The sequence below is a fragment of the Kribbella sindirgiensis genome (assembly GCF_004331435.1).
Taxonomy (GTDB): Bacteria; Actinomycetota; Actinomycetes; order Propionibacteriales; family Kribbellaceae; genus Kribbella; species Kribbella sindirgiensis.
Genome location: NZ_SJKA01000006.1, coordinates 180,840 through 207,577, shown reverse-complemented (window position 1 = coordinate 207,577; position 26,738 = coordinate 180,840). Strand labels below are relative to the sequence as shown.

At 68.7% G+C, this 26,738-nt stretch carries 29 protein-coding genes and 1 tRNA gene; 19 read left to right on the top strand and 11 right to left on the bottom strand.

Features of this window, described 5'->3' with window-relative positions; genetic code table 11:
- Nucleotides 1–105 precede the first annotated feature (105 nt).
- The gene (locus E0H50_RS18775; protein ID WP_131290042.1) at nucleotides 106–363 is read left to right on the top strand and encodes a hypothetical protein; all 258 of its coding nucleotides are present in this window, start codon (nucleotides 106–108) and stop codon (nucleotides 361–363) included.
- On the opposite strand, the gene E0H50_RS18770 is transcribed toward E0H50_RS18775, so the two are convergent.
- Together E0H50_RS18770 and E0H50_RS18765 are read right to left on the bottom strand one after the other, a co-directional pair.
- Nucleotides 315–881: a hypothetical protein gene (locus E0H50_RS18770; RefSeq protein ID WP_131290039.1), complete on the bottom strand. Its 567-nt coding sequence runs from the start codon at nucleotides 879–881 to the stop codon at nucleotides 315–317. The genes E0H50_RS18775 and E0H50_RS18770 overlap by 49 nt on opposite strands.
- Nucleotides 878–2,218 (bottom strand): MFS transporter, encoded by a 1,341-nt coding sequence (locus E0H50_RS18765; protein ID WP_131290036.1) that lies wholly within the window; start codon nucleotides 2,216–2,218, stop codon nucleotides 878–880. Before E0H50_RS18765 ends, E0H50_RS18770 begins: the two co-directional genes overlap by 4 nt.
- A gap of 133 nt (nucleotides 2,219–2,351) precedes the next feature.
- Between E0H50_RS18765 and sucC the strand changes: the two genes are divergently transcribed.
- Nucleotides 2,352–3,497 carry an ADP-forming succinate--CoA ligase subunit beta gene (gene sucC / locus E0H50_RS18760; RefSeq protein WP_131290033.1) on the top strand — a complete coding sequence of 382 codons (1,146 nt, stop codon included), beginning with the start codon at nucleotides 2,352–2,354 and terminating at the stop codon, nucleotides 3,495–3,497.
- 14 nt (nucleotides 3,498–3,511) lie between these two features.
- Nucleotides 3,512–4,411 (top strand): succinate--CoA ligase subunit alpha, encoded by a 900-nt coding sequence (sucD, locus tag E0H50_RS18755; protein WP_131290030.1) that lies wholly within the window; start codon nucleotides 3,512–3,514, stop codon nucleotides 4,409–4,411.
- Nucleotides 4,412–4,470: 59 nt separating this feature from the next.
- Here the strand turns inward: sucD and E0H50_RS18750 are convergent, their stop codons facing one another.
- A complete protein-coding gene (locus E0H50_RS18750; RefSeq protein WP_131290027.1) occupies nucleotides 4,471–5,517 on the bottom strand; it encodes a LacI family DNA-binding transcriptional regulator in 1,047 nt (348 codons plus the stop codon).
- Between the two features lie 132 nt (nucleotides 5,518–5,649).
- Here E0H50_RS18750 and E0H50_RS18745 point away from each other — a divergent pair, with 132 nt between their 5' ends.
- From E0H50_RS18745 to E0H50_RS18735, 3 genes are read left to right on the top strand one after another with little or no spacing between them, the layout of a single operon-like run.
- Nucleotides 5,650–6,582 (top strand): carbohydrate ABC transporter permease, encoded by a 933-nt coding sequence (locus E0H50_RS18745; protein WP_238151059.1) that lies wholly within the window; start codon nucleotides 5,650–5,652, stop codon nucleotides 6,580–6,582.
- The gene (locus E0H50_RS18740) at nucleotides 6,579–7,442 is read left to right on the top strand and encodes a carbohydrate ABC transporter permease (protein WP_131290024.1); all 864 of its coding nucleotides are present in this window, start codon (nucleotides 6,579–6,581) and stop codon (nucleotides 7,440–7,442) included. Before E0H50_RS18745 ends, E0H50_RS18740 begins: the two co-directional genes overlap by 4 nt.
- Before the next feature lie 11 nt (nucleotides 7,443–7,453).
- Nucleotides 7,454–8,806, top strand: a complete 1,353-nt coding sequence (locus tag E0H50_RS18735) for an ABC transporter substrate-binding protein (RefSeq protein WP_131290021.1) — start codon at nucleotides 7,454–7,456, stop codon at nucleotides 8,804–8,806.
- Between the two features lie 57 nt (nucleotides 8,807–8,863).
- Here E0H50_RS18735 and E0H50_RS18730 read toward each other — a convergent pair whose 3' ends face one another.
- Entirely contained in the window at nucleotides 8,864–9,835 is a 972-nt protein-coding gene (locus E0H50_RS18730) for a 2-dehydropantoate 2-reductase (protein WP_131290018.1), read from the bottom strand.
- Nucleotides 9,836–10,043: 208 nt separating this feature from the next.
- Between E0H50_RS18730 and E0H50_RS44220 the strand changes: the two genes are divergently transcribed.
- From E0H50_RS44220 to E0H50_RS18715, 4 genes are all read left to right on the top strand, one after another.
- On the top strand, nucleotides 10,044–10,172 hold the full coding sequence (locus tag E0H50_RS44220; protein ID WP_272948511.1) for a dihydrofolate reductase family protein: 129 nt from the start codon (nucleotides 10,044–10,046) through the stop codon (nucleotides 10,170–10,172).
- A 12-nt stretch (nucleotides 10,173–10,184) separates the two neighbouring features.
- Complete coding sequence (locus tag E0H50_RS18725; protein WP_131290015.1) at nucleotides 10,185–10,370, top strand: zeta toxin family protein; 186 nt, start codon at nucleotides 10,185–10,187, stop codon at nucleotides 10,368–10,370.
- A 48-nt stretch (nucleotides 10,371–10,418) separates the two neighbouring features.
- Entirely contained in the window at nucleotides 10,419–10,979 is a 561-nt protein-coding gene (locus E0H50_RS18720) for a hypothetical protein (protein ID WP_131290012.1), read from the top strand.
- Nucleotides 10,980–11,074: 95 nt separating this feature from the next.
- Nucleotides 11,075–11,278 carry a cold-shock protein gene (locus E0H50_RS18715; protein ID WP_130381366.1) on the top strand — a complete coding sequence of 68 codons (204 nt, stop codon included), beginning with the start codon at nucleotides 11,075–11,077 and terminating at the stop codon, nucleotides 11,276–11,278.
- A gap of 22 nt (nucleotides 11,279–11,300) precedes the next feature.
- Here E0H50_RS18715 and E0H50_RS18710 read toward each other — a convergent pair whose 3' ends face one another.
- Nucleotides 11,301–11,780: a GNAT family N-acetyltransferase gene (locus tag E0H50_RS18710; RefSeq protein WP_238151058.1), complete on the bottom strand. Its 480-nt coding sequence runs from the start codon at nucleotides 11,778–11,780 to the stop codon at nucleotides 11,301–11,303.
- A 77-nt stretch (nucleotides 11,781–11,857) separates the two neighbouring features.
- On the opposite strand from E0H50_RS18710, the gene E0H50_RS18705 reads away from it, so the two are divergent.
- From E0H50_RS18705 to E0H50_RS18685, 5 genes are all read left to right on the top strand, one after another.
- Nucleotides 11,858–12,763, top strand: coding sequence for a class I SAM-dependent methyltransferase (locus E0H50_RS18705; RefSeq protein ID WP_131290009.1), 906 nt, complete (start codon nucleotides 11,858–11,860; stop codon nucleotides 12,761–12,763).
- A 63-nt stretch (nucleotides 12,764–12,826) separates the two neighbouring features.
- The gene (gene orn / locus E0H50_RS18700; RefSeq protein ID WP_131290006.1) at nucleotides 12,827–13,447 is read left to right on the top strand and encodes an oligoribonuclease; all 621 of its coding nucleotides are present in this window, start codon (nucleotides 12,827–12,829) and stop codon (nucleotides 13,445–13,447) included.
- 79 nt (nucleotides 13,448–13,526) lie between these two features.
- Nucleotides 13,527–13,602: transfer RNA gene (locus E0H50_RS18695), tRNA-His, on the top strand.
- Between the two features lie 253 nt (nucleotides 13,603–13,855).
- Complete coding sequence (locus E0H50_RS18690; protein ID WP_131290003.1) at nucleotides 13,856–15,370, top strand: long-chain-fatty-acid--CoA ligase; 1,515 nt, start codon at nucleotides 13,856–13,858, stop codon at nucleotides 15,368–15,370.
- 2 nt (nucleotides 15,371–15,372) lie between these two features.
- Nucleotides 15,373–16,758 carry a WS/DGAT/MGAT family O-acyltransferase gene (locus E0H50_RS18685; protein ID WP_131290000.1) on the top strand — a complete coding sequence of 462 codons (1,386 nt, stop codon included), beginning with the start codon at nucleotides 15,373–15,375 and terminating at the stop codon, nucleotides 16,756–16,758.
- Here the strand turns inward: E0H50_RS18685 and E0H50_RS18680 are convergent.
- Both E0H50_RS18680 and E0H50_RS18675 read right to left on the bottom strand, forming a co-directional pair.
- Entirely contained in the window at nucleotides 16,724–17,542 is an 819-nt protein-coding gene (locus E0H50_RS18680; protein ID WP_131289997.1) for an esterase/lipase family protein, read from the bottom strand. The genes E0H50_RS18685 and E0H50_RS18680 overlap by 35 nt on opposite strands.
- A gap of 36 nt (nucleotides 17,543–17,578) precedes the next feature.
- Nucleotides 17,579–18,565, bottom strand: coding sequence for an alpha/beta fold hydrolase (locus tag E0H50_RS18675; RefSeq protein ID WP_131289994.1), 987 nt, complete (start codon nucleotides 18,563–18,565; stop codon nucleotides 17,579–17,581).
- 300 nt (nucleotides 18,566–18,865) lie between these two features.
- Here E0H50_RS18675 and E0H50_RS18670 point away from each other — a divergent pair, with 300 nt between their 5' ends.
- Together E0H50_RS18670 and E0H50_RS43015 are read left to right on the top strand one after the other, a co-directional pair.
- Complete coding sequence (locus E0H50_RS18670; RefSeq protein WP_131289991.1) at nucleotides 18,866–19,354, top strand: SigE family RNA polymerase sigma factor; 489 nt, start codon at nucleotides 18,866–18,868, stop codon at nucleotides 19,352–19,354.
- A 14-nt stretch (nucleotides 19,355–19,368) separates the two neighbouring features.
- Nucleotides 19,369–20,136, top strand: a complete 768-nt coding sequence (locus E0H50_RS43015) for a hypothetical protein (RefSeq protein ID WP_165547202.1) — start codon at nucleotides 19,369–19,371, stop codon at nucleotides 20,134–20,136.
- Between the two features lie 37 nt (nucleotides 20,137–20,173).
- Here E0H50_RS43015 and E0H50_RS18660 read toward each other — a convergent pair whose 3' ends face one another.
- The 3 genes from E0H50_RS18660 to E0H50_RS18650 all read right to left on the bottom strand — a co-directional run bounded on the left by E0H50_RS18660 (nucleotide 20,174) and on the right by E0H50_RS18650 (nucleotide 22,687).
- Complete coding sequence (locus tag E0H50_RS18660; RefSeq protein WP_238151057.1) at nucleotides 20,174–20,785, bottom strand: MarC family protein; 612 nt, start codon at nucleotides 20,783–20,785, stop codon at nucleotides 20,174–20,176.
- Between the two features lie 112 nt (nucleotides 20,786–20,897).
- Entirely contained in the window at nucleotides 20,898–21,518 is a 621-nt protein-coding gene (locus E0H50_RS18655) for a response regulator (protein ID WP_131289985.1), read from the bottom strand.
- On the bottom strand, nucleotides 21,515–22,687 hold the full coding sequence (locus E0H50_RS18650) for a sensor histidine kinase (protein WP_238151056.1): 1,173 nt from the start codon (nucleotides 22,685–22,687) through the stop codon (nucleotides 21,515–21,517). The genes E0H50_RS18655 and E0H50_RS18650 overlap by 4 nt, the downstream gene beginning before the upstream one ends.
- A gap of 143 nt (nucleotides 22,688–22,830) precedes the next feature.
- On the opposite strand from E0H50_RS18650, the gene E0H50_RS18645 reads away from it, so the two are divergent.
- Nucleotides 22,831–23,784 carry an SMP-30/gluconolactonase/LRE family protein gene (locus E0H50_RS18645; RefSeq protein ID WP_131289978.1) on the top strand — a complete coding sequence of 318 codons (954 nt, stop codon included), beginning with the start codon at nucleotides 22,831–22,833 and terminating at the stop codon, nucleotides 23,782–23,784.
- A gap of 110 nt (nucleotides 23,785–23,894) precedes the next feature.
- Nucleotides 23,895–24,998, top strand: coding sequence for an ankyrin repeat domain-containing protein (locus E0H50_RS18640; RefSeq protein WP_238151055.1), 1,104 nt, complete (start codon nucleotides 23,895–23,897; stop codon nucleotides 24,996–24,998).
- On the opposite strand, the gene E0H50_RS18635 is transcribed toward E0H50_RS18640, so the two are convergent.
- Nucleotides 24,995–26,716 carry an aminotransferase class V-fold PLP-dependent enzyme gene (locus E0H50_RS18635; RefSeq protein ID WP_131289976.1) on the bottom strand — a complete coding sequence of 574 codons (1,722 nt, stop codon included), beginning with the start codon at nucleotides 26,714–26,716 and terminating at the stop codon, nucleotides 24,995–24,997. The genes E0H50_RS18640 and E0H50_RS18635 overlap by 4 nt on opposite strands.
- Nucleotides 26,717–26,738 lie beyond the last annotated feature (22 nt).

Sequence of the window (26,738 nt, the reverse complement as noted above, 5' to 3'; positions counted from 1 at the left end):
AAGGGCCTTCGGTGGGCCTTGATGTAGATTGCATACCGTATGGTGTAGTCGTAGTCTTATCCCAGGGCGTAGCGGTTGTCCAGAGTTCGCACCCAGGAGGCTGTGATGACGATTTCCGAGGAACTCGACCGGACCCGCGCCGCACTCCTCGCCCTGGAGAAATCCCTTATGACGTTGAGGAATCGGATCGGCCCGCATCTCGACGTCCTGCGGCTGCTCGACGACCTGGAGCGGTGCACGGCGGACCTTCGGCGCCTCGAGCAGCAGGTCCGCGCCCCTCGCCGGCACGAACTCGTGACCATCCCGGACGGCGACTACGACCACGATTTCTGGGCGGACGCCGAACACGAAGGTTTGGGCTGAGACCCGAGGCACAGCTTCAGCAGGCTGCGCAGGCGTACGTCGGGATCGGCCGCGCGGGCGGTGATCGCCACCGCCTCGGCCGCCTGCTCCGTGGCGATGAACGAGCGATAGAACGGCTCGCTGCACTTCAGCGGCGAAAGCACCGGCAGCCACCACCGCGCCGTTCCCCCAGGACTGTCGTGAGAACCGAGCAGATGCAGGGCCGTTCGGTGTGCCGCAGTCAGGCGCCGGCGCTCGTCCGGCAGAAGCTCGCCGCTCGTCAGCGCCGTCGACACGCACAGCGCGACCAACCGAGCGGACGGCTCGAAGCCCACCCGGTTGGTATCGAGAAAGCGCGGCGCGAGCGGCAGCAGCTCGCGCCGACCGACCGAACTGCTGTGATCGTGCGCCACCCGGGCCACCGCGCTCAGCACCGGATGTACGCAGGCGGGACGATCCGTCCAGGGCTCTCGTGCCATCCGCGACACCAGCTCCATCACGCACGGATCCGGCCGCCGCACCTTCGCGTAGCCGTTCACTCGCCCGCCACCGGCGTACCGAGCTGAGGGCGGACGGGCAGCGCGGGGCGACCGGGTTGTTTGAGCAGGCGCACGCTCAGCGCCGTCAGTACGCCGAGTAGACCGGCGCCGAGGAACAGCGGCCGGTAACCGACGACGGCGATCACGGATGCGGCGACACCGATGCCGATCAGACCGCCGACCGCCTTCGCGGAGTACAGGATGGCCTGGTTCTGCAGCAGGCTGTTCTCGCCGAAGAACTCCAGGACGAGGTTGGCCATGATCGCGTAGAACGCACCACCGCCGAGGCCTGCGAACATCGCGCACACCACGAACGCCCAGCCGGGGCCGACGGCAACCAGACCGGCATGGGCGAAGCCCTCGATCATCAGTACGGCGGCCAGCACCCGGCGGCGACCGAACCGGTCCGACAGGTGACCTGCCAGCGACCGGCCGAGACCGTTGACAGCGGCAAGCATCCCGGCAGCGGTCGCCGCCACCGTGAGACCGAGGCCCGCACTCACGCCGTAGCTCACCACGAAGCCGATGCCGAGCAGCGACAACGCCGTACTGATTGCCAGCAGCAACCACATCAGCGGCAGCGCGCCGGTCCGCATCGCCTCCCCCGGACGGTACTGCCGGACCGCGGGCGCGTTGTGCGGGATGCTGCGGTTCAGTTTCCGGTCGATCGCCCACGCCTGAGCGTCGAGGTCCGCGGGCCACCAGTGCCGCGGCGGATCCTTCAGCAGACCACCGGCGACCAGGACGACCAGCACCGCCACCAGAGCGGTCAGATCGAACACGATCGCCTGATCCAGCCGCGTCAGCAGGAAGATGCTCGGTACGGCGCCGACCGCGAACCCGCCCGTGACGAAGCCGATGGTCGCCGTACGCCGTTCCGGGAACCAGCGCGCCGACGTCGTGATGCACGCGGCGTACACGAGACCCGCTCCGGTGCCGCCGAGGAGCGAGTAGCCGACGAGGACCGTGGCGTAGCTGTGGACATGGGCGAGCGTGACGAGGCCGATCGCGGCGAGCACCCCACCACCCACGACGAGTTGGGTCGGCGTTGCCCGCCGTACTCGATGGGCCCAGGCGGCTGGGATCGCGACCAGCGCTTGGCCGGCGACGAAGACTGCCAGCAGCCACAGGGTTTGGGCCGCGCCCCACCCGCGGTCCGAGGCCAGGCCGAGGGCCGCGGTGCCGAACGAGTACTGCAACGGACTGATCGCGACCATGCAGGCCCACGCCGCCCAGAGTTGCCAGCGGCGCGAGTGGCCGGTCAGCTCTCGTGCATCCTCGCCGATCCGGTAGCGCCGGCCGTAGACGTCACGCACATCCCGGGTCACGTGATTCATATCGCCTCCTGACTACTGCATACCGTATGAAGTCTGTGGTACTCCTCCACCAGCGGCATGTCCAGAGCTGAGCGGGTCTTGTGAGCAGATTGCATACCGCATACAGTCGTCACCACACATTCTTGGAGGCGACGTGGACCTCATGGAGTACCAAGCCAAGGAGCTGTTCGCCCGGCACGGCGTTCCGGTGACGCTGGGGCGGGTGATCGAGGACGCGGCCGACGCCGCGGACGCGGCCCGTGAGCTCGGCGGGCGCGTGGTGGTGAAGGCGCAGGTGAAGACCGGTGGGCGCGGCAAGGCCGGCGGCGTGCAGCTGGCCGCCACCCCGGACGAGGCGCAGGCGAAGGCGGCCGAGATCCTCGGGATGGACATCAAGGGGCACACCGTGCAGCGCGTACTGCTGGCGCCGGCCGCGGACATCGCCGAGGAGTACTACTTCTCGTTCCTGGTCGACCGGGCGAGCCGCGAGTACCTCTGTATCGCCAGCACCGAAGGCGGTGTGGAGATCGAAGAAGTCGCACAGACCAACCCGGACGCGATCGCGAAGGTGCGGATCGACCCGGCGACCGGCGTCGACGAGGCGAAAGCTGCGGAGATCGTGGCGGCCGCGGGGTTCCCGGCCGAGGCGGCGACCGTCGTACGGCGGTTGTGGGACGCGTTCATCGCGGAGGACGCCGCACTCGTCGAGGTGAATCCGCTGGTGAAGCTCGGCGACGGGTCACTGGAGGCGCTCGACGGCAAGGTCACGCTCGACGACAACGCGGCGTACCGGCACCCGGATCACGCGGGCTTCGACGACAAGGCGGCCGCCGACCCGCTCGAGGCCGAGGCGCACGCCAAGGGCCTGAACTACGTGAAACTGGACGGTGCGGTCGGCATCATCGGCAACGGCGCGGGGCTCGTCATGAGCACCCTGGACGTCGTGGCGTACGCCGGTCAGAGGTACGGCGTGAAACCGGCCAACTTCCTCGACATCGGTGGTGGCGCGAGTGCCGAAGTGATGGCGAACGGGCTCGGGATCATCCTGTCCGACCCGCAGGTGCGCAGCGTGTTCGTGAACGTCTTCGGCGGGATCACCGCCTGCGACGCGGTCTCGAACGGCATCGTGCAGGCGCTCGCCGTACTCGGCGATCGGGCCGACAAGCCGCTCGTCGTCCGTCTGGACGGCAACAACGTCGACGAGGGCCGCACCATCCTCGCCAAGGCCGGCCACCCGCTGGTCACCGTGGTCGACACGATGGACGGCGCCGCCGCCCGGGCCGCCGAGCTCGCCGCGTAGAAGGAGAACAAGAGATGGCGATCTTCCTGACCGAGAAGAGCCGGGTCGTCGTGCAGGGCATGACCGGATCCGAGGGACAGAAACACACCAGCCGGATGCTTGCCGCCGGCACCAATATCGTCGGCGGCGTGACACCCGGCAAGGGCGGGCAGTCGGTGGACTTCGCGCGGCGCTCGATCCCGGTCTACGGGTCGTGTGCGGACGCGGTGAAGGCAGCGGACGCCGATGTCTCGGTGGTGTTCGTACCACCACGGTTCACCAAAGGCGCGGTGCTCGAAGCGGTTGATGCGGGGATCCCGCTGGTGGTGGTGATCACCGAGGGCGTGCCGGTGCACGACACCGCTGCGTTCTTCGCACACGCACAGGCCGGCGGGACACGTGTCATCGGGCCGAACTGCCCGGGGATCATCAGCCCGGGACGCGCCAACGCGGGCATCATCCCGGCCGATATCGCCGGGGCGGGGCGGATCGGCCTGGTCAGCAAGTCGGGCACGCTGACCTACCAGATGATGTACGAGCTGCGGGACTTCGGGTTCTCGACCGCGATCGGGATCGGCGGCGACCCGATCATCGGGACCACGCACATCGACGCGCTGCAGGCGTTCCAGGATGACCCGGACACCGACGCGATCGTGATGATCGGTGAGATCGGTGGCGACGCCGAGGAGCGGGCGGCCGTGTTCATCAAGGAGAACGTGACCAAGCCGGTCGTCGGGTACGTCGCGGGCTTCACCGCACCGGAGGGCAAGACGATGGGCCACGCCGGCGCCATCGTCTCCGGCTCCTCCGGCACCGCGGCCGCGAAACAGGAGGCCCTGGAAGCAGCCGGCGTACGCGTCGGCAAGACTCCCACCGAAACCGCCCACCTCCTCCGCACCACCCTCGCGCCCGCCGTTCCGAATCTCGCTGGTTGACCCACGAGATGCAGGGTTTGCCACCCGTATTCAGGCCGCAAACCCTGCATCTCGTGGGCCTACCCACCAGATGCGGACGGGGGTGGGGGTGCGGTGCTGCTGCGGTGGACGAGTTTGGCGGCGACGGCGACCGGTTCGTGGTGGTGCTCACCGGCCTGGATCTCCTGGATCAGGGCGTCGACGCTCAGCCGGCCGACGTCGACGAAGTTCTGCCGGATCGTGGTCAGCGGCGGCCAGAAGTGGGCGGCCTCCTCCATGTCGTCGAAGCCGACGATGCTGACCTCGCCGGGCACCGCGCGACCCCGCTCGTGGAGCGCGCGCAGCAGGCCGAGCGCCATCTGATCGTTCGCGACGAACACGGCGGTGACCTCGGCCTTGGCAGCCAGCTGCCGGCCCGCTTCGTACCCCGAGCCCGCCGTCCAGTCGCCGTCGTACACCGGCGGCACCTCCCGGCCGTGATCGATCAGCGTCTGTTCCCAGGACTGCCGTCGGCGGTCCGCGGCGAACGACGTCGGCGGTCCGCCGAGGTGCCACACCGTCGCGTGGCCCAGGTTCAGGAGGTGCTCCGTCGCCAGCCGGGCGCCCTGCCGCTGGTCGGTGTCGACGATCGGGAAGTCGTAGTGCGCGCTCGAGTCGACCACCACGACCGGCAGGCCGTCCGGCAGCCGTACGCCGGCCTCGTCCAGCGTGTGCGCCTCGATCAGGATGATCACGCCGTCCACCGCCTGCTCGCCGAGGCGAGTGAAGGCGTTCGTCACCGCACTCTGCGAGACGTCCAGCACCGGAACCAGGTTGATCGCGTACCCGCTGATGGTCGCGGCCGTCGCGATCGCGTCGAGCGTGCGCGTCGTACCGAAGCTGTGCAGTTCGAAGACGATCACGCCGATGCTGCGGTACTCACCGTTCCGTAGCGCGCGGGCAGCGCTGTTCGGGCGGTAGCCGAGTTGGCTCATCGCGGCGCGAACGCGGTCCCGGGTGGCCGCGTCGACGTTGTTCCGCCCGTTCGCGACCCGCGAGACGGTCTGCCCGGACACCCCGGCCATCCGGGCCACGTCCGCCATCGACGGCCCGCGCCGCCGGCGGCCCGCTGAATCCTCCCCTGTCATCGCACCTCCTGGTTTGAGTCCGGAGTGTAGACATGTTGACGTAAACACGCTAGCGTCGCGCCGTCGATGTTGACGTCAACATCGCGTGTCGCGTCCCCACCTCGGGGCGGAGAGCGAGAGGAGGTCCCGGACGTGGCGGAGTCCGTGGCCCAACAGCAGCTAGCGCGAGCCGGTGCGACCGGCAAGCGCCGCCGGCGGGTGTTCAAGGACGGCAAGGGATGGTTGTTCGTCGGCCCGTTCCTGGCCGTCTTCGCGGTCACCTTCCTGGCCCCGATCGGGTATGCGATCTACCTCAGCCTGTATCGCAACCAGGCCTTCTTCGGCGGCACTGTCTTCGTTGGACTCGACAACTACACCCAGGCGCTGCAGGACCCGAAGTTCTGGGAGGCGTTCGGCCGGGTGGCGGTGTTCCTGGTCGTCCAGGTGCCGATCATGCTCGTCCTGGCGCTGCTCGCGGCGCTCGCGATCGACAGCGCGCGGCTGCACGCGGCCGGCTTCTTCCGGATCGTGATCTTCCTGCCGTACGCCGTACCGGGCGTCGTCGCCGTCCTGATGTGGGGCTACATCTACGGGGACAACTTCGGACTGGCCGCGAATCTCAACGACCTGCTCGGGACGACCGCCATCCAGCCGCTCAGCGGGACCTGGATGCTGCCGTCGATCGCCAACATCGTCACCTGGGAGTTCGTCGGCTACAACATGCTGATCTTCTACTCGGCGCTGCGCACGGTGCCGGGTGAGCTGTATGAGGCGGCCGCTATCGACGGCGCCGGGACGTTCCGGACGATCCTCGCGGTCAAACTCCCGGCGCTGCGCGGGGCGATCGTGATCGCGACGATCTTCTCGATCATCGGCAGCTTCCAACTGTTCAACGAGCCGAACATCCTGCGCACGCTCGCGCCGAACGTGATCACGACGTACTACACGCCCAACATGTACGCCTACAACCTGTCCTTCGCCGGCCAGCAGTTCAACTACTCGGCCACGGTCGCGATCGTGATGGGCATCATCACCGCGATCATCGCGTACGTCGTCCAGCTCCGCGGATCCCGGGAGTCGCTATGAGCACCGTCACCTCTCCCCTGCGCCCGAAGCGGTCGAAGCTGCTGACCGGCGTCATGGTGCTGTACCTGCTGTACACGATCGTCCCGCTCGCCTGGTTGTTGCTCAGCACAACCAAGACCCAGGACGACCTGCTCTCCACACCCGGACTGTGGTTCGGGAAGAGCTTCGCGTTCTTCACCAACATCAAGGACACGCTGACCTACAACGACGGCATCTTCCTGCGCTGGCTCGGCAACACGGTGCTGTACGTCGTCGTCGGCGCGGGCGGCGCGACGCTGCTCGCCACCGCGGCCGGCTACGGACTGGCGAAGTACAAGTTCACCGGTCGCCGGGCCGTCTTCGCCGTACTGCTCGGCGCCGTCGCGGTGCCGGGGACCGCCCTCGCCGTACCGACGTTCCTGATGTTCTCCAACCTCGGGCTGACGAACACCGTGTGGGCGATCATCATCCCCTCGCTGGTGAGCCCGTTCGGGCTGTACCTGATGTGGGTCTACGCGACCGACGCCGTACCGGGAGAGCTGCTCGAGGCTGCGCGGATCGACGGCGCCGGCGAGGTCCGCACGTTCTTCACCGTCGCGCTGCGACTGCTTGCCCCCGGCATCGTCACCACGCTGCTGTTCGCGATGGTGTCGACCTGGAACAACTACTTCCTGCCGCTGATCATGCTCAGCAAACCCAACCTCTACCCACTCACGGTCGGGCTCACCCAGTGGAGCAACCAAGCGACCGGCGTGGGCGCCCGCCCCATCTACAACCTGGTGGTCACCGGATCGTTGCTGACGATCGTTCCGCTGGTGGTCGCCTTCCTCCTTCTCCAGCGCTTCTGGCAGTCAGGCCTGAGCGCCGGCAGTGTGAAATGAAAGGGAACAGGATGAAGTCACATCGGTGGGGGATCCGGCGGCTGGTGGTCGCCGGAGCCGCTCTCACAGCCCTCGCGGTGCTGGCAGCCTGCGGTGGCGGGTCCAAGACCGACAGCGCGGGCGGCGGTACGACGACCGGCTCAGCCGACGCCGTCGACGCCGCGCTGAAGGCGGGCGGCGAGATCACTTACTGGAGCTGGACGCCGTCGGCGCAGGCCCAGGTCACCGCGTTCATGAAGCAGTACCCGAACGTCAAGGTGAACTACGTCAACGCGGGCACCGGCAACGACCACTACACGAAGCTGCAGAACGCGATCAAGGCCGGCTCCGGTGCGCCGGACGTGGCCCAGATCGAGTACCAGGCGCTCCCCCAGTTCGCCCTGCCCGGCTCGCTCGTCGACCTGAACCAGTACGGGTTCTCGCAGTACGAGTCGGCGTACACGGCCTCGACCTGGGCCGCCGTGCACGCGGGCAGCGGCCTGTTCGGGCTGCCGCAGGACTCGGGTCCGATGGCGCTGTTCTACAACAAGGAGGTCTTCGACAAGTACGGCATCACCGTGCCGAAGACCTGGGACGAGTACGTCGCGGCCGCCAAGAAGCTGCACGCGGCGAACCCGAAGGCCTACATCACCAACGACTCCGGTGACGCCGGCTTCACCACCAGCATGATCTGGCAGGCCGGCGGTCAGCCGTTCAAGACCGACGGCAAGAACGTCACGATCAACCTGCAGGACGACGGTTCCAAGAAGTGGACCGGGATGTGGAACCAGCTCGTCGAGGGCGGTCTCGTCTCGAACATCCCGGGCTGGACCGACGAGTGGTTCAAGGCGCTCGGCGACGGCACGATCGCGACCCTGCCGACCGGTGCGTGGATGCCCGGCGTGATGGAGTCCTCCGTGAAGGCGGGCGCGGGCAAGTGGGCAGTCGCCCCCATGCCGACGTACGACGGCCAGCCGGCCACCGCGGAGAACGGCGGCAGCACCGAGTCCGTGCTCAAGCAGAGCAAGAACCCGGCCCTCGCGGCGGCCTTCGTGCGCTGGCTGAACCACGATGAGGGCGTGAAGCCGTTCCTCGCCAGCGGCGGCTTCCCGGCGACCACGGCCGACCTCAAGGACCCGGCGTTCGTGGACAAGACGAGCGCGTACTTCGGCGGTCAGAAGATCAACCAGGTGCTCACCGCGGCGGCCGGCACGGTCGTGAAGGGCTGGAGCTACCTGCCGTACGAGCTGTACGCGAACAGCATCTACGGCGACACGGTCGGCAAGGCGTACCAGTCGAAGTCCGACCTGAACGCCGGCCTCACGTCCTGGCAGGACGCTCTGGTGAAGTACGGCAATGAGCAGGGGTTCCAGGTCAACGGCTGACAGTGGAACAGGTGGGTCCGGCGTCGCTGTTGGCCGGACCCACCCGGTCATGGGGCTTTACACGCCGACCTTGCTGGCCAGGAGATCGGCTACCGCGTGGACAGCGCGGAGGGTGGGTGCCTTGACGCCGGTGAGGTCGGCGAGTTCGACGACCGCGGCGAGGATGACGTCGAGTTCGAGCGGCTTGTCCTTCTCGAGGTCCTGCAGCATCGAGGTCTTGTGCTCGCCGACGCGTTCGGCGCCGTCGAGGCGCTTGTCCACGGAGATGTCCGGGTGACAGCCGAGCGCGGCGGCAATCTCCAGCGACTCCTCCATCATCAGCCGGACCATCTGCCGGGTGCCCTGATGCGTCGCGATCTCCACCATCGTCGCCCGGGCCAGCGCGCTGATCGGGTTGAACGCCGCGTTCCCGAGCAGTTTGATCCAGATGTCGTTGCGGATGTCGTTCTCGACCGGGCACTTCAGCCCGCCGGCGATCATCGCCGTACTGAACGCCGCGCAGCGCTCCGATTGCCCGCCGCCGGGTTCGCCGATCGAGAAGCGGGTTCCTTCCAGGTGCCGTACGACGCCTGGACCTTCGAGCTCGGTCGAGCAGTAGACGACGCAGCCGATCGCGCGGTCGAGGTCGAGCACCTGGGTGACGGCGCCGCCGGGGTCGACCGATTCGATCCGGCGTCCCTCGTACGGGCCTTTCAGACCGTGGAAGTACCACCAGGGGATGCCGTTCTGCGCCGCGACCACGACCGTGCGGTCGTGCAGCAGGGGCTCGACCAGTGGGCCGGCGTTCGCGTACGAGTTCGCCTTGAGCCCGAGAAAGACGTAGTCGACCGGGCCGATCGCGGCCGGATCGTCGGTGGCGGGCGTCCGGGCCGTGAAGTCACCGCGTGGGCTGAGCACCGTGACACCGTCGGACCGGATCGCTTCCAGATGCGCGCCGCGGGCCACCAGGTGGACCTCCGTCCCACCGCGGTGTAGCGCGGCGCCGACGTACGCACCGATCGCACCGGCGCCGAGAACCGCAACTCTCATAAGGGTCCCTGCCTTCCGGGAGGCTTGTATACGGCATACAGTAGGCTGGACGCTGAATGCGGTCAAGATCACACTTCGTGGCAAGCGCTCGCCAAAATAGGTCGGAGGGCACGCTGACGGACTACGTGCGGAGCGGGCCGCGGACGATCGCGGTGACCGGCAGCCTCAGCGTGATCCGAGCGGCGGATCTGCCGACGAGTACCGGCTGATGACGTTCCCGTCGATCGCCGGCAGCGGCGAGACGCTGTTCGGTCCGTCCGACACCCCCGTCCACTTCCAGCTCGCCTCGGTCACCCAGACCGGCGCGGCGTCGTTGGCGACGTACGTACGGCCCTAGCAAGATGGTCCGGTGACGTGGCCGGCGATGGTGTCGATCGGTGGGGCTCCGGGAGCCGGGAAGTCGACGATCGCGCGGGACCTCGCGCGGCGTACCGACCTGCCGCTGCACCCGGTGGACCTGTGGACCTACGCGCACTTGGAGCGCCTCCCACCGCTCCGACCGCTGGCTGAGGACCTGGCTGAAGGACCCGAGTAAGCCGCGGCCGCGTTCGTGGACGTCGCACGGCTGCGTCTGGAGCTGGTGGTGGCGGATGTACGCGAGCGCGGGCTGGGCGACGTACCTGCGGTGGTGGAAGGACCGCAGCTCTTCCCCTCGATGGCTGACTCGGTTCCGGCAGCGGTGTGGTTGCTGCCGGACGCTGAGCAGACCCGCCGCGCACGGGAGGAGCGGCTGGCCCGGGTGGACGATCCGAGCGGCCGTGCTTCGCTAGAACGTCTCCTGGCACGGGACGCTGTACTCGCCGAGCTTGTACGGCGTGAGGCCGCCGAGCGAGCACGTGCCGTCATTGAGGTCTCCGCTGAACCGGACTGGGCACGTGTCACTCGCGCAGTCGAGGACGCGTTGGGCGTGCTGCCAGGTCTGCGGGCCGGTGAGGAGTTGAGCCGGCAGCGGCGGTACGAGAACCTTGCGGCGTGTCGTCAGGGACGGTTGTGGCAGGCGGATGTCGGGCTGGCCGAGCTGCCGCCGTACCCGTTCGCGTGTGAGTGCGGGGCGTCCGGTTGTGCGGTGACCTGGGCGGGAACGCCGGATGAATACGACGTACGGCGTGGCGAGGGGTGGCTGACGGCTCATCCAGCGTGCTAGGGTTTCTGACCGTTGCAGTTTTGCAGTTCCACGTTCGTGTCGAAGCGCCCGCGGATTGTAATCCGCCGGGCGTTTTGTCGTATCAGGAGAAAAAAATGGCTTTGGGAACAGTGAAGTGGTTCAACGGCGAGAAGGGCTTCGGCTTCATCTCCCAGGAGGACGGCGGCGCCGACGTGTTCGTGCACTACTCGGCGATCCAGACGCAGGGCTTCCGCTCCCTGGACGAGAACCAGCGGGTCGAGTTCGAGATCGCCCAGGGCCCGAAGGGCCTGCAGGCGGAGAACGTCCGCCCGGTCTGATTCTGTAGACGGCAGACCCGGTTCACGCCGGGTCTGCCGTGTTCCACAGGTACTCCCCGTCGTCCAGTACGTCGGTGCGGGTGAGACCTGTCGCGGCTGCGACAGCGGCCGATGCGGTGTGGTCCGGATGTACGTGCGCGATGATCCGGCCGATTCTCTGAGCCCGCAGCCAGGTGACCAGTCCCTGGGCGGCCTCCTTCGCGAAACCGCGGCCCTGCCATGCGGTGCCGATCACCCACGCGATCTCCGCAGTACCGTCGATGACGGTCGCCTGTACGTAGCCGATGAGCGCGTCGTCGTACTTGATCACCCAGTTCAGCCACTGCTCGTCCGGACGTCCTGGACCGGCCAGTTGGCGGCGGTAGCGTGCCTCCAGAGCCGCTACGGTCGGCGGTTCGCCGCCCGTGAACGTGTAGAGGGCAGGGTCGGACAGGACCGCTGCCATCGGTTCGGCGTACTCGACCTCGAGCGGCAGCAGGGTCAGACGGTCCGTGGCGATCACCCGCGCAACGGTAACGCCCTTTGCCGGACCGGCAACACGAGGTGGGCTGCGTCACCCGCGAGGACCAGACTGTCGTCATGATCGAAATCGATTGGGCCGAAGAGGCGGGACGGCTGCGTGCCGCGGCCGAGGGCGAGGGCGCCTGGAACGCCGGCGTGGCTAACAGTCTGGTGCGGGACAGCGACAAGGTCGTCGCGGACGTCGGCTGCGGTGGCGGCGGGATGGCCAAGGCGCTCGCCGAGGCGTTGCCTGGCGCGACAGTGGTCGCGATCGACGCGGATCCCGACGTACTGGAGCAGGCGCGGGAACACACCGCGGGCCTGGTGCGGTGTGAACTGGCGTCGATGGACGGCGGAGCGGAACCGTTGCGCGCGGCAATCGACGCGCCGGCCGACCTGATCTGGGCGTCGGCCTCCGTTCACCACGCCGCCGACCAGCAGGCCGCCGTGGACGCGCTGGCCTCTCTGCTCGCACCTGGCGGACGGCTGGCGCTTGCCGAGGGCGGGCTGCCCGCACGGCACCTCCCCTGGGACCTCGGAGTCGGTGAGCCCGGCCTGGAACTGCGGCTCGACCTGGCGCAGGACCGGTGGTTCAAGGTCATGCGGGACTCGCTGCCGGGGTCGGTCCCGATGCCGTACGGGTGGACCGAGGCGCTGACCCGGGCCGGGCTGACCGGCGCGACCACACGGAGTGTGCTGACCGAGACACCGGCGCCGCTGCCTCCCGAGCGGCTCGAAGGCGTCGTCCACGCGTTCCGGATCCGGATCGAGCGGCTCACCGGGACCGGCCACGGACACGGGCATGGACACGGGCATGGGCACGGTCACGGACACGTGGTTGCCGACGAGGAGTGGCTGTCTCCGGAGGACCTGGACACCTGGCGGCAGCTGCTGGACCCGGAAGGGCCGCACTACCTCGGGCAGCGGACAGACCTCGCCGTACTGTCCGTCCGCAGCGTCCACCTGGGGCACTTGCCGCGTTGACAGTTCGATCAACAGGGCACGCCGTCACCGCACTGTCGGCCGCTCACCGTAAGGTGGGTGCCCATGAACGACCGGCTGGTGTGGATCGACTGCGAGATGACCGGCCTCGACCTGGCCAACGACGCCCTGATCGAGGTAGCGGTTCTGGTCACCGACTACGAACTGAACGTGCTCGGCGACGGAATCGACCTGGTGATCGCGCCACCCCCGGCCGCGCTCGACCAGATGGGCGACTTCGTCCGCGACATGCACACCGCGTCCGGGCTGCTCGAAGAGCTCGCCAACGGCATCCCGCTCGCCGACGCCGAAGAACAGGTGCTCGACTTCATCACGGGGTACGTCAAAGAGCCGCGCAAGGCCGCCCTCGCCGGGAACTCCGTCGGCACCGACCGGACCTTCCTCGTCCGCGACATGCCCCGCGTCGAATCCCACCTGCACTACCGCAACGTCGACGTCAGCTCCATCAAGGAACTCGTCCGGCGCTGGTACCCGCGCGTCTACTACGCGACCCCCGCCAAGACCGGCAACCACCGCGCCCTCGCCGACATCACCGAAAGCATCTCCGAACTGCGGTACTACCGCGAAACCGTGTTCGTCCCGCAACCCGGCCCCGACTCCAGCACCGCCCGGGCCGCCGCCAGCCTCGTCGCAGCACCCACCGAGGACAGCACAACCGGCGCCTGACCAGCGGATTCACCCTCGATTTCTGGTCCTGACAGTTCGTCGCTATGATTGCTCAGCCGTCGCGGTTCGGACGGCGATGGTGGGTGTAGCTCAGCTGGTAGAGCACCTGGTTGTGGTCCAGGTGGTCGCGGGTTCGAGTCCCGTCACTCACCCCATCGAGAAACCCCAGGTCGGGACCCGCAAGGGCTCCTGACCTGGGGTTTTCTTCGTCCACATCCACCGCTCGTCCCAAGCTTGCTCCACCGCTGCCGAGGCAACGCGACGATGCGACGGGACCACCGGCCCCCGGCGTGTGATGACGATGTGCCCTACTCAGCGCCGGCGCCGCGGAAGACGCTCGGAAGGTAGCCACCCGGCGTGGGCCCGGGACTCGCCGGCCCGCGACCGCCAGCCGAAGGAGGCAGCCCGATGAGCTTCAATCTCGCGACGATGCTGTACGAGTCCGCGCGCAGCCACCCGGACAAGGCCGCCGTCATCAACGGCAAGCACGCCCTCACCTACGCACAGGTCGACGCCGCGGCCGATCGGTTCGCGGCCGGGCTGCACAGCCATGGCATCGAACCCGGCGACTCCGTGGGTCTGCAACTGCCCAACCTGCCGCAGTTCGTGATCGCGTACTTCGGTGCGCTCAAGGCCGGCGCCGTCGTCGTACCGATGAACGTGCTGTACAAGGCCGACGAGGTCGCGTACATCCTGCGCGACGCCGAAGCGCGAATGCTGATCACGTGGGCCGGCGTACTCGAGCAGGCGACCGAAGGCGCCACGCAGGCCGGGGTGAAGGATGTCGTCACGGTCACGACGCCTGGCCTCCCCGAGCCAACCACCGGCACGTCGTTCGACGCCCTGCTCGCGACTGAACTGGACGCCACCGAGATGTACCAGTCGGATCCCGGGGACACGGCCGTGATCATCTACACCTCCGGCACGACCGGGCGGCCGAAAGGCGCCGAGCTGACCCACTTCCAGCTGTTCCTGAATGCGGACACTCCGGGGCGGCTGTTCGGCGTCCGTGACAGCGACGTCATCCTGGTCGTGCTGCCGTTGTTCCACATCTTCGCGTTGTCGAGCATCCTCGACGTCTGCGTGCGGTTCGCGGCAACGATGACGCTCGTACCGCGCTTCGACGCCGCAGCGGTGCTGGCCACCATCGAGCGGGACCACGTCACGGTTTTCGAGGGTGTGCCGACGATGTACATCGCCTTGCTCGCCCACCCCGACCTGGACAAGTACGACGTCTCCTCGCTCCGGGTCGGCATCTCCGGCGGCGCTCCGATCCCGGCGACCGTGCTCGACGACTTCGAGAAGCGCTTCGGGATCCTCATCCTGGAGGGCTACGGGCTGTCCGAGACCGCGTCGACCACCACGTTCAACGTCAGCGCCCAGGACCGCCGGGTCTACAGCGTCGGCCGGCCGATCTGGGGCGTGCAGGTGCAAGTCTGGGGAGACGACGGCGCCGTGCTGCCGGCCGGAGCCGAGAACATCGGTGAGCTGATGGTGCGCGGCGTAAACGTGATGCGCGGGTACCGCGGCAATCCGGAAGCGTCGGCGGAGGCCTTCACCCGCGGCTGGTTCCACACCGGAGACCTCGGCTACATGGACCAGGACGGCTACTTCTTCGTCGTCGACCGGAAGAAGGAACTGATCATCCGCGGCGGGTACAACGTGTATCCGCGAGAGGTCGAGGACGCGATCTACACGCATCCTGCGGTCGCGCAAGCGGCGGTCATCGGGGTCGCGGACGAGCGGCTCGGTCAGGAGGTCAAGGCCGTCGTCGCGCTGCACCCCGGCAAGGAGGTCGCGCCGGAAGAGCTGATCGACCACGTCAAGGCCCGGTTGGCGCCGTACAAGTACCCGCGGTCGGTCGAGATCCGTGCCCACCTGCCGGTCACGTCGGCGGGCAAGATCCTGAAGCGGGAGCTGTAGCCATGGACCGGATGACCCCGCTCGACGCACTCTTCCTCGAGGCCGAGGACGAAGAGGCCGGCGTCTCGATGGCAATCTCGTCCATCGCCGTGTTCGAAGGACCGGCCCCAGCCACCGAGGAGTTCGCCACTCTGCTCCAGGGCCGGCTGCCGTTGATTCCGCGATACCGCCAGAAGGCACGGCAGCTGCCGTTCGATCTCGGGCCGCCGGTCTGGTTCGACGACGAGCACTTCGACCTCGACTACCATCTGCGGCGTACAGCGCTGCCGGCGCCGGGCGGTGACGAGGAGCTCAGCGCGCTGACGGCGCGGATCATGGCCGCGCGGCTCGACCGCGACCGTCCGCTGTGGGAGTACTGGCTGGTCGAAGGCCTGCGGCACGGGCGCTGGGCGCTGATCTCGAAACTCCATCACTGCATGGTGGACGGCGTCTCCGGCACGGACCTGTACGGCGTGGTGCTCGACCCGACGCCCGATCCGCAGCCGCCGATCGCCGATGATTGGTCACCCCAACCAGAGCCGACGACGCCGGCGCTCACCGCCGCGGCGGTCGGGCAGCTGCTGCTGACCCCGATCCGCCAACTCAGGCTGGTGGCTTCCGGTCTGCGGCATCCGCGCACGCTGGCACGCTCCTCGTGGAGTGTCGGGCGCGGTCTCCTCGCGTTGTCCGAGGCGATCCGGCCAGTCTCGCGTTCCTCGCTCGGTGGTTCCTTGGCCATCGGCAGGCGGTTCGCGTTCGGGCGCGCGGACGTCGCGGAGGTGCGGGCGATCCGGCATGCGCTCGGCGGTACGTTCAACGACGTCGTACTGACCGCGGTGACCGGAGGTTTCCGGGAGCTCCTGCTGTCGCGCGGGGAGACGCCGAACAGGCTTTCGGTCCGCGCGCTCGTTCCGGTGAACATCCGCGCGCCGGGCGAGGAGAGCATCCGGGACAACCGGGTCTCGCTGATGTACGCCCGGCTGCCGGTGCACATCGAGGACCCGGTGGAGAGGCTGGCGGCCGTACGCGCGCAGCTCGACAACCTGAAGTCCGCGCACGAGGTGGACTCGGTCGCGCTCCTGACCGAACTGGCCAAGCACGAGCCGTTCCCGCTCCTCGCGCCGGTCTACCGGTTCGCGGCACGGTTCCCGCAACGTTCCGTGATCACAGTCGTCACGAACGTCCCGGGTCCGCGGCAGCCGCTGTACGCGCTCGGTCGCCGGCTCGTCGAGATCATCCCGTACGTGCCGATCGGTTCGACCGCCCGGATCGGGGTGTCGATCCTGAGCTACTGCGACTCGGTGGCCTTCGGTGTCACGGGTGACTTCGCCGAGGCGGATCTCGACGTACTCGTGGACGGAGTCCGGAAGAGCCTCACGAAGCTCGCTGGGGCGGCGTCGGCCGTCTGACCGACGCCGAGACATCGGCCGGGAAGTGCCGGGCCAGCGCCGGCGGCGGGACGAACGGCTCCCAGGTCCCCGGGGCCTGGGACAGCCGGTCGGCGGTCAGCCACAGCACAGCGGGGTTGTGCCCGTACCCGAGATGGCTGGCGTTCACCGCGATGTTCTCCCGCCGTGGGCCGGGCGTGTCGATGCAGGTACGCCAGGGCACGATCCCGTCACGGACCGAGTAGACCGACGTGGCCGGCATCGCCAGCGGTGGCCTGGTGTGCTCCGGCGGCGGCACGGACTCCGGGACGTGCAGCGGCGAGAGCAGCTGGAACACCCGGCGGGCCCGGTTGTCCGGTGGCAGGTCGTGGCGGAACGGGCTGCCCAGCGTGATCACGTACCGCACCAGGTGCGGCATCTCCCGGGCCAGCTCGCGCGCGTAGATGCCGCCGAGGCTCCAGCCGATCAGGCTGACCGTCTCACCGTGGCGCTCCGCGAGGTCACGTACCCGTGCGCGCATGCCGTCGAGGACAGTCGGAGTCGGACCGATGTTGCGGCCGAGGTCCCAGCCGTGCGCGCGGTAGCCCAGCCGGGCGAGGTACCAGCGCAGCGTCGCCGTCGACACGTCGGACGCCAGCAGTCCCGGCAGTACGACGACCGGATGCTCGTCACCGCGCGGCGCCGTGCGGAGCACCGAACGTGCGGTCGCCAGCTGGCCGAAGTCGACGAAACTACGGCTCGGCTCGGTCAGATAGAGGTGCAATGCGGGCCCGTGGGAGTTCGAGTCCGAAGCTGAGGTGGGCATAGACCCTCCCGGACATCAACGGATGCGCCGAGCGCATTACCGGCGGGTATTGCCTTCAGGATAGGCTGCCCCGCCCGATTCGCCGGAATCTCCGGCGCGTTGCGCGGCGGCAGCTCCGGGACCGTCCAGCCAACTGAAGATCCGCTCCGCCGTCGTGTCCGGCACCTCCAGTTGCGGTACGTGTCCGACGTTCGGCAACACGTCGACCGTCCACTCCGGACACCGGACCTGCGCGGCCCGCGCCAAACCCACCGGAACCAGTCTGTCGGCTTCGCCGTGCAGCAGGAGCACCGGCTGCCGCAAGTTGCGGATCGTCGACCAAGCGCGGCCAGACATGCCGTTGTGGGCCATCAGCGACCGCGCGGCGGTCAGGAAGGCGGCATCCAGCCCGGCTACCCGGGTGCGCCGCTCGACCAGCGCGACGGACGCGTCCACGAGGTCGCCGGGGACCCCCGTCGGATCCACGCAGCACAGCCGGAGCACCTGCCGAACCTGTGCCCGGGCCGTCGTACGACGCCTGCGTTGGACGAGCCAACGACCGAGGAGCGGTACGGCGAGTCCGGTGAAGGCCGCCGCGACCCGGAGCTCGGGACGCGAGACCCACCACGGACCGGCCGGCGGCAGCGCCGGGTCGATCAGCACCAGCCCGGCAACGCTGTCCGGGTCCCGGGCCGCGACCAGGATCGACGTCGCCGCGCCCATCGAGTTGCCGACCAGGATCACCGGCCGGCCGACCACCTGGCGCAGGAAGCGGCTGATCATCCGCGCGTTCGCCTGCAGGGTCGTGGATCGCCCGAGCGGATCGGTGAGACCGAATCCCACCAGGTCGACCGCCAGCACGCGGGTCCGTTCGGCCAGCAGCGGCGCGAGCAGACACCAGTTCAGGTGCGATCCGCCCAACCCATGCACCAGAACCACCGCCGGCCGCGCGTCATCGCCCCCGAAGTCGACGTAGTGCACCGGCCCGTCGAAGTCGACGTACCGACTCGAACCACCCCACCGCTCGATCCCCTCGCTGTCCACATCCCCACTCCACCCACTTCCCGTCCCCGCACCCAGTGCCGGACGGCCCAACTCAGCTGGGCGGATTGGTCCAAGTGGTGGGGTCGCTTCCCGCTGAACCGGCGTCGGGCGTGCGAGGATGCTGCGGTGAAGTTGAGCGGGAGCGCGTGGTTCGGGTACGGCGTCGTTGTCGTGGTGACGTTCGTCGTGGGGTTCTTGGCGTTCGCGGTATGGGTTCTTTCGAAGGTCTTCTGATTCGGGTGTGATCTGACGCGCCTGTCGATGCGTCTCTTGAAGCAGAGGCATCTACAGGAGGTGCGGATGGGTACGACTGAAGACTTCGAGGCGTTCGCGCGGGTTCAGATACCGCGGCTGTACCGGACTGCTTGGTTGCTCTGTGGGGACCGGCAGCATGCCGAGGACCTGGTGCAGGACACGCTGGCGAATCTGCTGAAGGCGTGGGGGCGGATCGACAGCCCGGGGGCTTATGCGCGGACTGCGCTGGCGCGGACGTTCATCTCGCAGCGGCGGCGCAAGAGTTGGAGCGAGCGCCCTACCGGGGAACTGCCTGAGGTTGCGGAGCGGGCGGGGGATGTTGAACTGCGGCTGGCTTTGCAGAGTGCTTTGGCGGAGCTGGCGCCGTTGGATCGGGCCGTGCTGGTGCTGCGGTTCTTCGAAGATCGCAGCGTCGAGCAGGTGGCGCTCGATCTAGGCAAGAAGACCAGTGCGATCACCACTCGCACCGCCCGCGCCCTGGACCGTCTGCGGGCGGTTCTCGGTGACGGCGCCGACCAGTTGATCGCGCTCTGACGCTGAGGAGAACCATGAACACCCAACTCACCGATTTGATGAATCGCGCCACCGAGAACCTCGAGCCGGTCACACCCGATCTGCTGGAACGCAGCGTCGCGCAGGGGTTGCGGCTGCGGCGTCGGCGTACGGCGATCGCGACCGCGTCCGGCGCTGGGGCCGTGTTGGCCACCGCAGGGCTGATTGCTGGCGGGATCCATCTGGCCGGCTCTCCCCAGGACGCTGGGGTCGCTGGTTCGCCCGTGCCGATCGCGAAGCCCTCGGCCTCGGCCAAGGCGACTCCGACCGCCAAGCCCGCTGGGGTGAACCCGAAGCAGACGCTAGCGACGCTGAAGGCACTCATTGCGGCGCCCGGCCGGACCTTCGCGAGCCCTGAGACGTGGGGCGGTGGCGGCTACGCCGGTGCGGCGTACGTCGTCAACGACGGTCACGGCGCCGCACGGGTCGACGTACTGCTCTCCGGCGGCGGCGAGGGGAACCCGTGCGTCCCCAAGCGCGCGGGGTGCAGCACCCTGCCGGACGGGTCGGTCCTGTACGTCTCCAAAGAGTCGCCGGAGTACAGCGACAGCCGGCAGGCGGAGTACAGGGTCGTCAGCAACTACGTGGTCCTGTTCCGTCCCGACGGCCGCAACATCAACCTCACCAGCTACAACGCCCCGGCGGAGAAGGGCAAGCAGCACACCCGGCCCACGCCCCTCCTCTCCGTCGAGGACCTCTCGGCCCTCGCGAAGAGCAAGGCCTGGAAGCTCCCGCCGGTCTCCTCCTTCAAGGGCACGAAGTAGAGGCGGAGTGAGCCCATCGCGTCCTGCGATGGGCTCACTACTTCGCCGCGAGTACGCCGTGGGTCACCAGTTCCACGCCGATCGCCAGCGTGAGGAAGCCGATGATGCGGCTGAGGGCGCCCAGGCCCGTGGGGCCGAGCTTGTCGACGAGCGGCGTACCGAAGCGCAGCAGCGCCGCGACAAGCGCGGCGATCACGACCGAGGCCACGATCACGCTCAGCCGGTTCGTGATTCCGGGATGCCGTGCGGTCAGGGCGATCACCACGCCGATCGCGCCCGGCCCGGCGATCAACGGCAGCGCCATCGGTGAGAACGACACGTCCGGCTTGGCCGCCCCGTGCGTCTTCTCGTCCTCGGTCAGGGTCTGCCGGGCGACGATCATCCCGAAGCCGGAGTGCGCGACCACCAGGCCGCCGGCGATCTGCAGCGCGGGCAGACCGATGCCCAGCCCCTCCAGCACGAGCGTGCCGAACAGCGCGAAGACGGTCAGGATCGCCAGCACGTAGACGCCAGTCATCACCGCCTGGCGTTTCATCGCGGCGCGGTCGACACCCTCTGTCAGACCTGCGAAGGTGGCCAGCGCGCCGATCGGGTTCATGATCGGCAACAATGCAGCCAACGCCGAAACCGCAACGTGTACGGGCTCCACGGTCGGGAGCGTACACGGCACAGAGAGGACCTGCCGTGCGCCACGAGGTGACCGCCGCCGACAGTCCGACCATCCTCAGCTGACTGGCCGGACCCAGCTGACCCGCCGGGGCTCAGCTGACCGGCCGGATGATGCGCTGTTCGATCGCGCGTGCCACGGCCGCCGCTCTGTTGTCCACCTCCAACTTCGAGTAGATGTGCGCCAGATGGGACTTGACCGTCGCCTCGCTGACATAGAGTTTCTTGGCCATGTCGCGGTTCGACTTGCCGGTGGCGAGCAGCCCGAGGAGCTCCACCTCGCGCTCGGTCAGCGTCGGACCGGACCGTCGTACCAACCTCGCGGCGACGGCCGGCGCGAGCACCGTCTCACCACGGGCGGTGCCGCGGATCGCGCGGAAGAGGTCCTCCGGCGGCGCGTCCTTCAGCAGGTAGCCGGAGGCCCCCGCATCGATCGCGCTCATGATGTCCGCCTCCGTGTCGTACGTCGTCAGCACCAGCACGTACGGCGGCTCGGCCAGGGCCCGCAGACGCGCGGTGACCTCGGCTCCGCCGGCGCCGGCGCCGAGGTTGAGATCCATCAGTACGACGTCCGGGTGCAGGGCCGCGACGAGCTGCTCCGCGCTGTGCGCGTCCGAGGCCTCGCCGACAACGGTCAGGTCTTCCTGCCCTTCGAGCAGCGCCCGGACTCCCGCACGCACGACGGGATGATCGTCGACCAGGGCAACCCGGATCATGGGCGCCCCGGATTCGCCCGCAGCGGGATCGATGCGGCCAGCGCCGTCCCGTCCCCCGGTTCACTCTCCAGCACCAGCGTTCCTCCCAGTTGTCTCAGCCGTTCTCGGATTCCGGCCAGTCCATGGCCGCGGTCGGAATCGATCTTGACATGAGATCGCGGAAGGCCTCGGCCGTTATCCACAACGTCGAGAACCACCGCATCCGGGTGGTAGGTGAGCGTCACGACAGCCGCTTTCGCCTGTGCATGTTCAAGGACATTGGCGAGGGCGCCTCGGGCTGTGCGAAGCAGTGCGGTCTCCACCTCCGAGTCGAGCGTGACCGGCGTACCGTGCACCTGGACGCGGACGCTGACATCGCTGTGGGCCGCCAAACGCTCACAGCTCTTGCGAAGTGCTTCCGGTAGACCAGCCGCGAGCTCAGCCGGTGCCAGGTCGCGGACGACTCTCCTGGCCTCGTCCAGTCCGTCGCGTGCCGTGGCCGCGGCCTGGGCTGCGTGCTCGCGTGCGGCAGCCGGTCTGTCGTCCCATTCGCGTTCTGCGGCCTGCAGCAGCAGGTTGATGCTCGACAGGCCCTGCGCCACGCTGTCGTGGATCTCGCGCGAGAGCCGCGCGCGCTCGGCTATGACGCCGGCCTGCTGCTGTGCGTCGGCCAGATCGCCCTGTGCTGCGTGCAGGTCGTCCAGCAGGGCCTGTCTGGCCAGTGCGTCCCGCTCCAGCGCCCGATAGGCGCCTACGGCAAGCACTGCGACGCAGACCGGGCCCAGCACGATCGTCGGGTCCAGCCGGTCGGTCATCCGGGTCCACTGCACCACGGTGACCACCACCATGCCCGCAACGACCAGACAGGCCGGCCGGAACGACAGGATGCGCAGGGCAACGAAAGACAGCGGCACCGCGCACCACGCGAACGACGGCGCCAGGAACACCAGCACGCACCACTCCACGACCAGCAACGCCAGCCAGACCCGACTGGGCAGCACACGGTAGGCGGCGTACGTCGCAAGCAGCACTACTGCACCGACCAGCACCCAGGGTCCACGGTCGTCGAGCCCGTGACCGGTGAGATACCGGATCGCCGACGCCAGCACGAGAACCACCAGTGCCGCGTGCAGTGCGGTCACCAGCCGGGTCGCGTGACTCAGGATCGACGGGGTGTGATCAGTAGACATGTTCAGTTGATCGTAGGCCGCTTGGACCCGGTTCCAAATCATCCGTTCGGCTATCGATTGGTGGCCGAACACCCGTCGTACGGAGCGCCCGGCGGACGGAGGCTGGAGGCAGCTCGCAATCCACCGACCGTTTAGGGGTCCAGATGTCTGTCCGTTCGCTGTCCGCCACCCTCGCGCTGTCCGCCACTCTGCTCGGTGCCGGCGCCTCGACGGCCTTCGCCGCCCGTCCGGCCACGTACGGGCTGCCCGGTGACGCCGGCGGCTCGAAGTTCGAGGGCATCGGGTACGACGCGCGTACCAAGAACTACTACGTGTCCGAAACCACCGGCGGCGAGATCCACCGCGGTCAGCTCCGCTCCGGCGACGCCGTCGAGTGGCTGAAGGGCGACGGCACCGACGGCCGCTGGACCGCCCGCGGCGTGAACGTCGACTCCCAGGGCCGGGTGTACGTCGCCGGCGGGCCGAACGGGATCGACCACCCGGGCGCGCCGGATCTGTGGGTCTACGACCGCGACGGGCGGCTGCTGGCCGCGCTGCGGACCGGCGTACCGAACGCGTTCCTGAACGACCTCGTGATCGGGCCGGACGGCGCGGCGTACTTCACCAACTCGAACGCTCCGCAGATCTTCCGCGTCTCCGAGCACCACGGCCGGTGGACCGTCACGACCTGGGCCGACGCGACCGGGACGATCGAGACGGCGACCGGCTTCAACCTCGGCGGGATCGTGCTGTCACCGGACCGCCGGGCGCTGGTCGTGGCCCAGGGCAACGTCGGCAAGCTGTGGCGGTTCGACCTGCGGACGGCGAAGGCCACCGCGATCGACACCGCCGGCGCGGACCTCGTCAACGCCGACGGCCTGGTCCAGCAGGGCAACAGCCTCTGGGTCGTGCGCAACTTCTCCAAGGTGCTGAGCACGCTGCGGCTCTCGGCTGACGGCCGGTCCGCGCGGCTGGTGTCGGCGACGCCGACCGACCCGGACCGGGTGCTCACGACCGCGAAGCTCGCCCAGGGACGGCTGCTGGTGGTCGACAGCAAGTTCGACGAGGCGACCGCGGTCCCGCCGTACCAGGTCATCACGCTCAACCCGCGCCGATGAAGCGTCGCCCGATCGCCGTGGTCGCCGTCCTGCTGATGGCGGTGACCACCGCGTGTTCCACTGAGACCACTACTCCTTCACCGACGAGCCCGCCCTCTAGGAGCGCCACTGTGCCGTCTGCTCTCGACAGTCAGCTGATCGCCGCCGCCTGGAAGAACGACGTGGCCGAGGCGAAGCGCCTGATCACCGCGGGCGCGAACGTCAACGCGGTCGACGACACCGTCCAGAGCGCGTTCCTGATCGCCGCGAGCGAGGGGTACGTCGAGCTCCTTGACCTGACCCTCGCTCACGGCGCCGACGTCCGCAGCCTCGACAGCTATGACGGTACGGCGCTGATACGGGCGGCCGAGCGCGGTCACGCCGCCGTGGTCGGCCGGCTGCTCAAGGCCGGCGTGGCGGTCAATCACGTCAACAACCTCGGCTGGACCGCTCTGCACGAGGCAGTCATCCTCGGCAAAGGCACCCCGGCGTACGTCGACACCGTCCGGCTCCTGATCGCCGGCGGGGCCGATCGCGCCAAGCCGGCTGTCCGCGACGGCGCCACACCGGTGCAGGCTGCGAAGGACCGCGGCCAGGCTGCGGTCAGCGCCGCGCTCAACACAGAGCTTCGGGACACCCACGCGGCGACCAAGGCGCTGCTGGCCGCCGCGGCATCGGGCGACGCCAACAAGGTCGCCGCAGCACTGGCTGCCGGCGCACCGATCGAGTCACGCGACGACCACCGCCGTACGGCGCTGTTGCTGGCCTCGCTCAACGACCGTGTCGAGGTGGCCAGGTTGCTCGTCGCGCTCGGTGCCGATCCAGACGCACAGGACGACCGGCAGGACTCCGCCTGGCTGGTCACCGGCGTCACCGGGAGCGTGCCGATGCTGGAGACGCTCCTGCCCGCGAACCCGGACCTCACCCTGCGGAACCGCTTCGGTGGCATCTCGGTCATCCCGGCCAGCGAGCGCGGGCACGTCGACTACGTCCGGCGGGTCGTCAAGACCAAGACCAGCGTCAACCACGTCAACAACCTCGGCTGGACCGCTCTGCTCGAGGCGATCATCCTCGGCAAGGGCACGCAGCAGTGGCAGGACATCGTCAAGATCCTCATCGACGCCGGCGCCAACCCCAACCTGGCCGACGCCGAGGGCGTCAGCCCGCTCCAGCACGCCGAGTCCCGCGGGTACGAAGAGATCGCCAAGACCCTCCGCACCGCCGGAGCTCGCTAGTCGCGGGCGAGGCAGCGGGAAGGGAGTTCGAACCAGCGGAGGTGGTCGAAGTCGGTGTTGACGTGGCCCTCGGGGTCGTCGCGGTGCTCCTGACAGGTGGACAGCAGGTCGCGGGCCTCGGCGAGGTAGTCGTCGAGGGCGGACTCGGGAGCCGTGTGGTCGTGACGCGGGTACCTGAGCTTGCCGTCGGCGTCGTACCCGACCTGGGAGAGCCGCATCGGCGGCTCGACCGGGCCGCGGTGGTGCCGCCACAGGCCGTTCGCCGGGTCGAAGCGGTAGTCGCCGAGCAACCGCCACCCCTCGCGCGCGACGAGCTTGACGGCCTCGACGATGTACGTGAAGACAGCGTCGGAGATGAAGTAGTTGAAGTTGACCCGCACCCAACCCGGCTTGATCCCCTCGCAGCCGTGCAGGATCTCCTCCTCGAACTCGTGCGACCGATCCAGGTCGATGCCGAGCAGGAGGTGGCCGTACGGGCCCGCGCACGAGCACCCGCCGCGGGACTGAATGCCGAAGAGGTCGTTCAGCAGCGCGACCACGAAGTTGTGATGCAGATACCGCCCGGAAGGAGCCTTGACCACGAACGACACGATCGACAGCCGCTCGGCGTCCAGGTTGCCGAGGATCTGCAGGTTCGGCTCGGCCTTCCACGCCTCGACTGCGCGCCGCAGGTACGCGTCCTCGTGCGCACGGATCACGTCGATACCGACGGCCTGCTTCAGCTGGAACGCCAGTCCGGCCCGGATCGACCCGATGATCGCCGGCGTCCCGCCTTCCTCGCGGTGCACCGGATCGTCCAGGTACCGGTGCTCGAGCGGGTTCACATACGCGACCGTGCCCCCGCCCGGTACGTCGGGCACCCGGTTGCGGAGCAGTTCGCGGCGCGCAACGAGTACGCCAGGCGTCCCCGGGCCGCCGATCAGCTTGTGCGGGCTGAGGAAGATCGCGTCCTTGTACGACAACGGGTCCTGGTCGCGTCCGCCGTACATCTCGATCTCGACGTACGGCGCGGCTGCGGCGCAGTCCCAGAACGACAACGCGCCGTACCGATGCAGGAGGGCCGAGACGCGCTGCGTGTTGCTGACGATGCCGGTGACGTTGCTCGCCGCCGAGAACGAGCCGATCTTCAGCGGGCGGTCGACGTACTCCCGCAGCCTCGCCTCGAGCTGGTCGATGTCGATATGACCGTCCGTGTCCTGGGAGATCACCACCACGTCGGCGATCGACTCGCGCCAGGGCAGCTCGTTCGAGTGGTGCTCGTACGGGCCGATGAAGACCACCGGTCGCTGCTCCGGCGGGATCTGGGCGGTCAGGTGGTACGTGTCGTCGAGCTCGGCCGGGATCCGCAGGCCCAGGATCCCGATCAGTTTGTCGATCGCCCCGGTCGCGCCCGAGCCGCAGAAGATCACCGCGGTCTCGTCGTCGCCGCCGACGCTGTTGTGAATGATCCGCCGGGCGTCCTCACGCAGCCGGGTCGTCTGCAGACCGGTGCCGCTCGACTCCGTGTGAGTGTTCGCGTACCGAGGGAGAACCTCCTCGCGGATGAAGTCCTCCAGGAAGGTCAGCGCACGCCCGGACGCCGTGTAGTCGGCGTACGTGACGCGGCGCGGACCGTACGGCCCAGGCATCACCTGGTCGTCACCGATCACCGACGCCCGGATCCGCCGTAGCAACGGCGACTCCGGCGGCATCTCCGCCTGCTCCCCCTGGATACCCATGTCTCAGCGTACGGCGCGGACG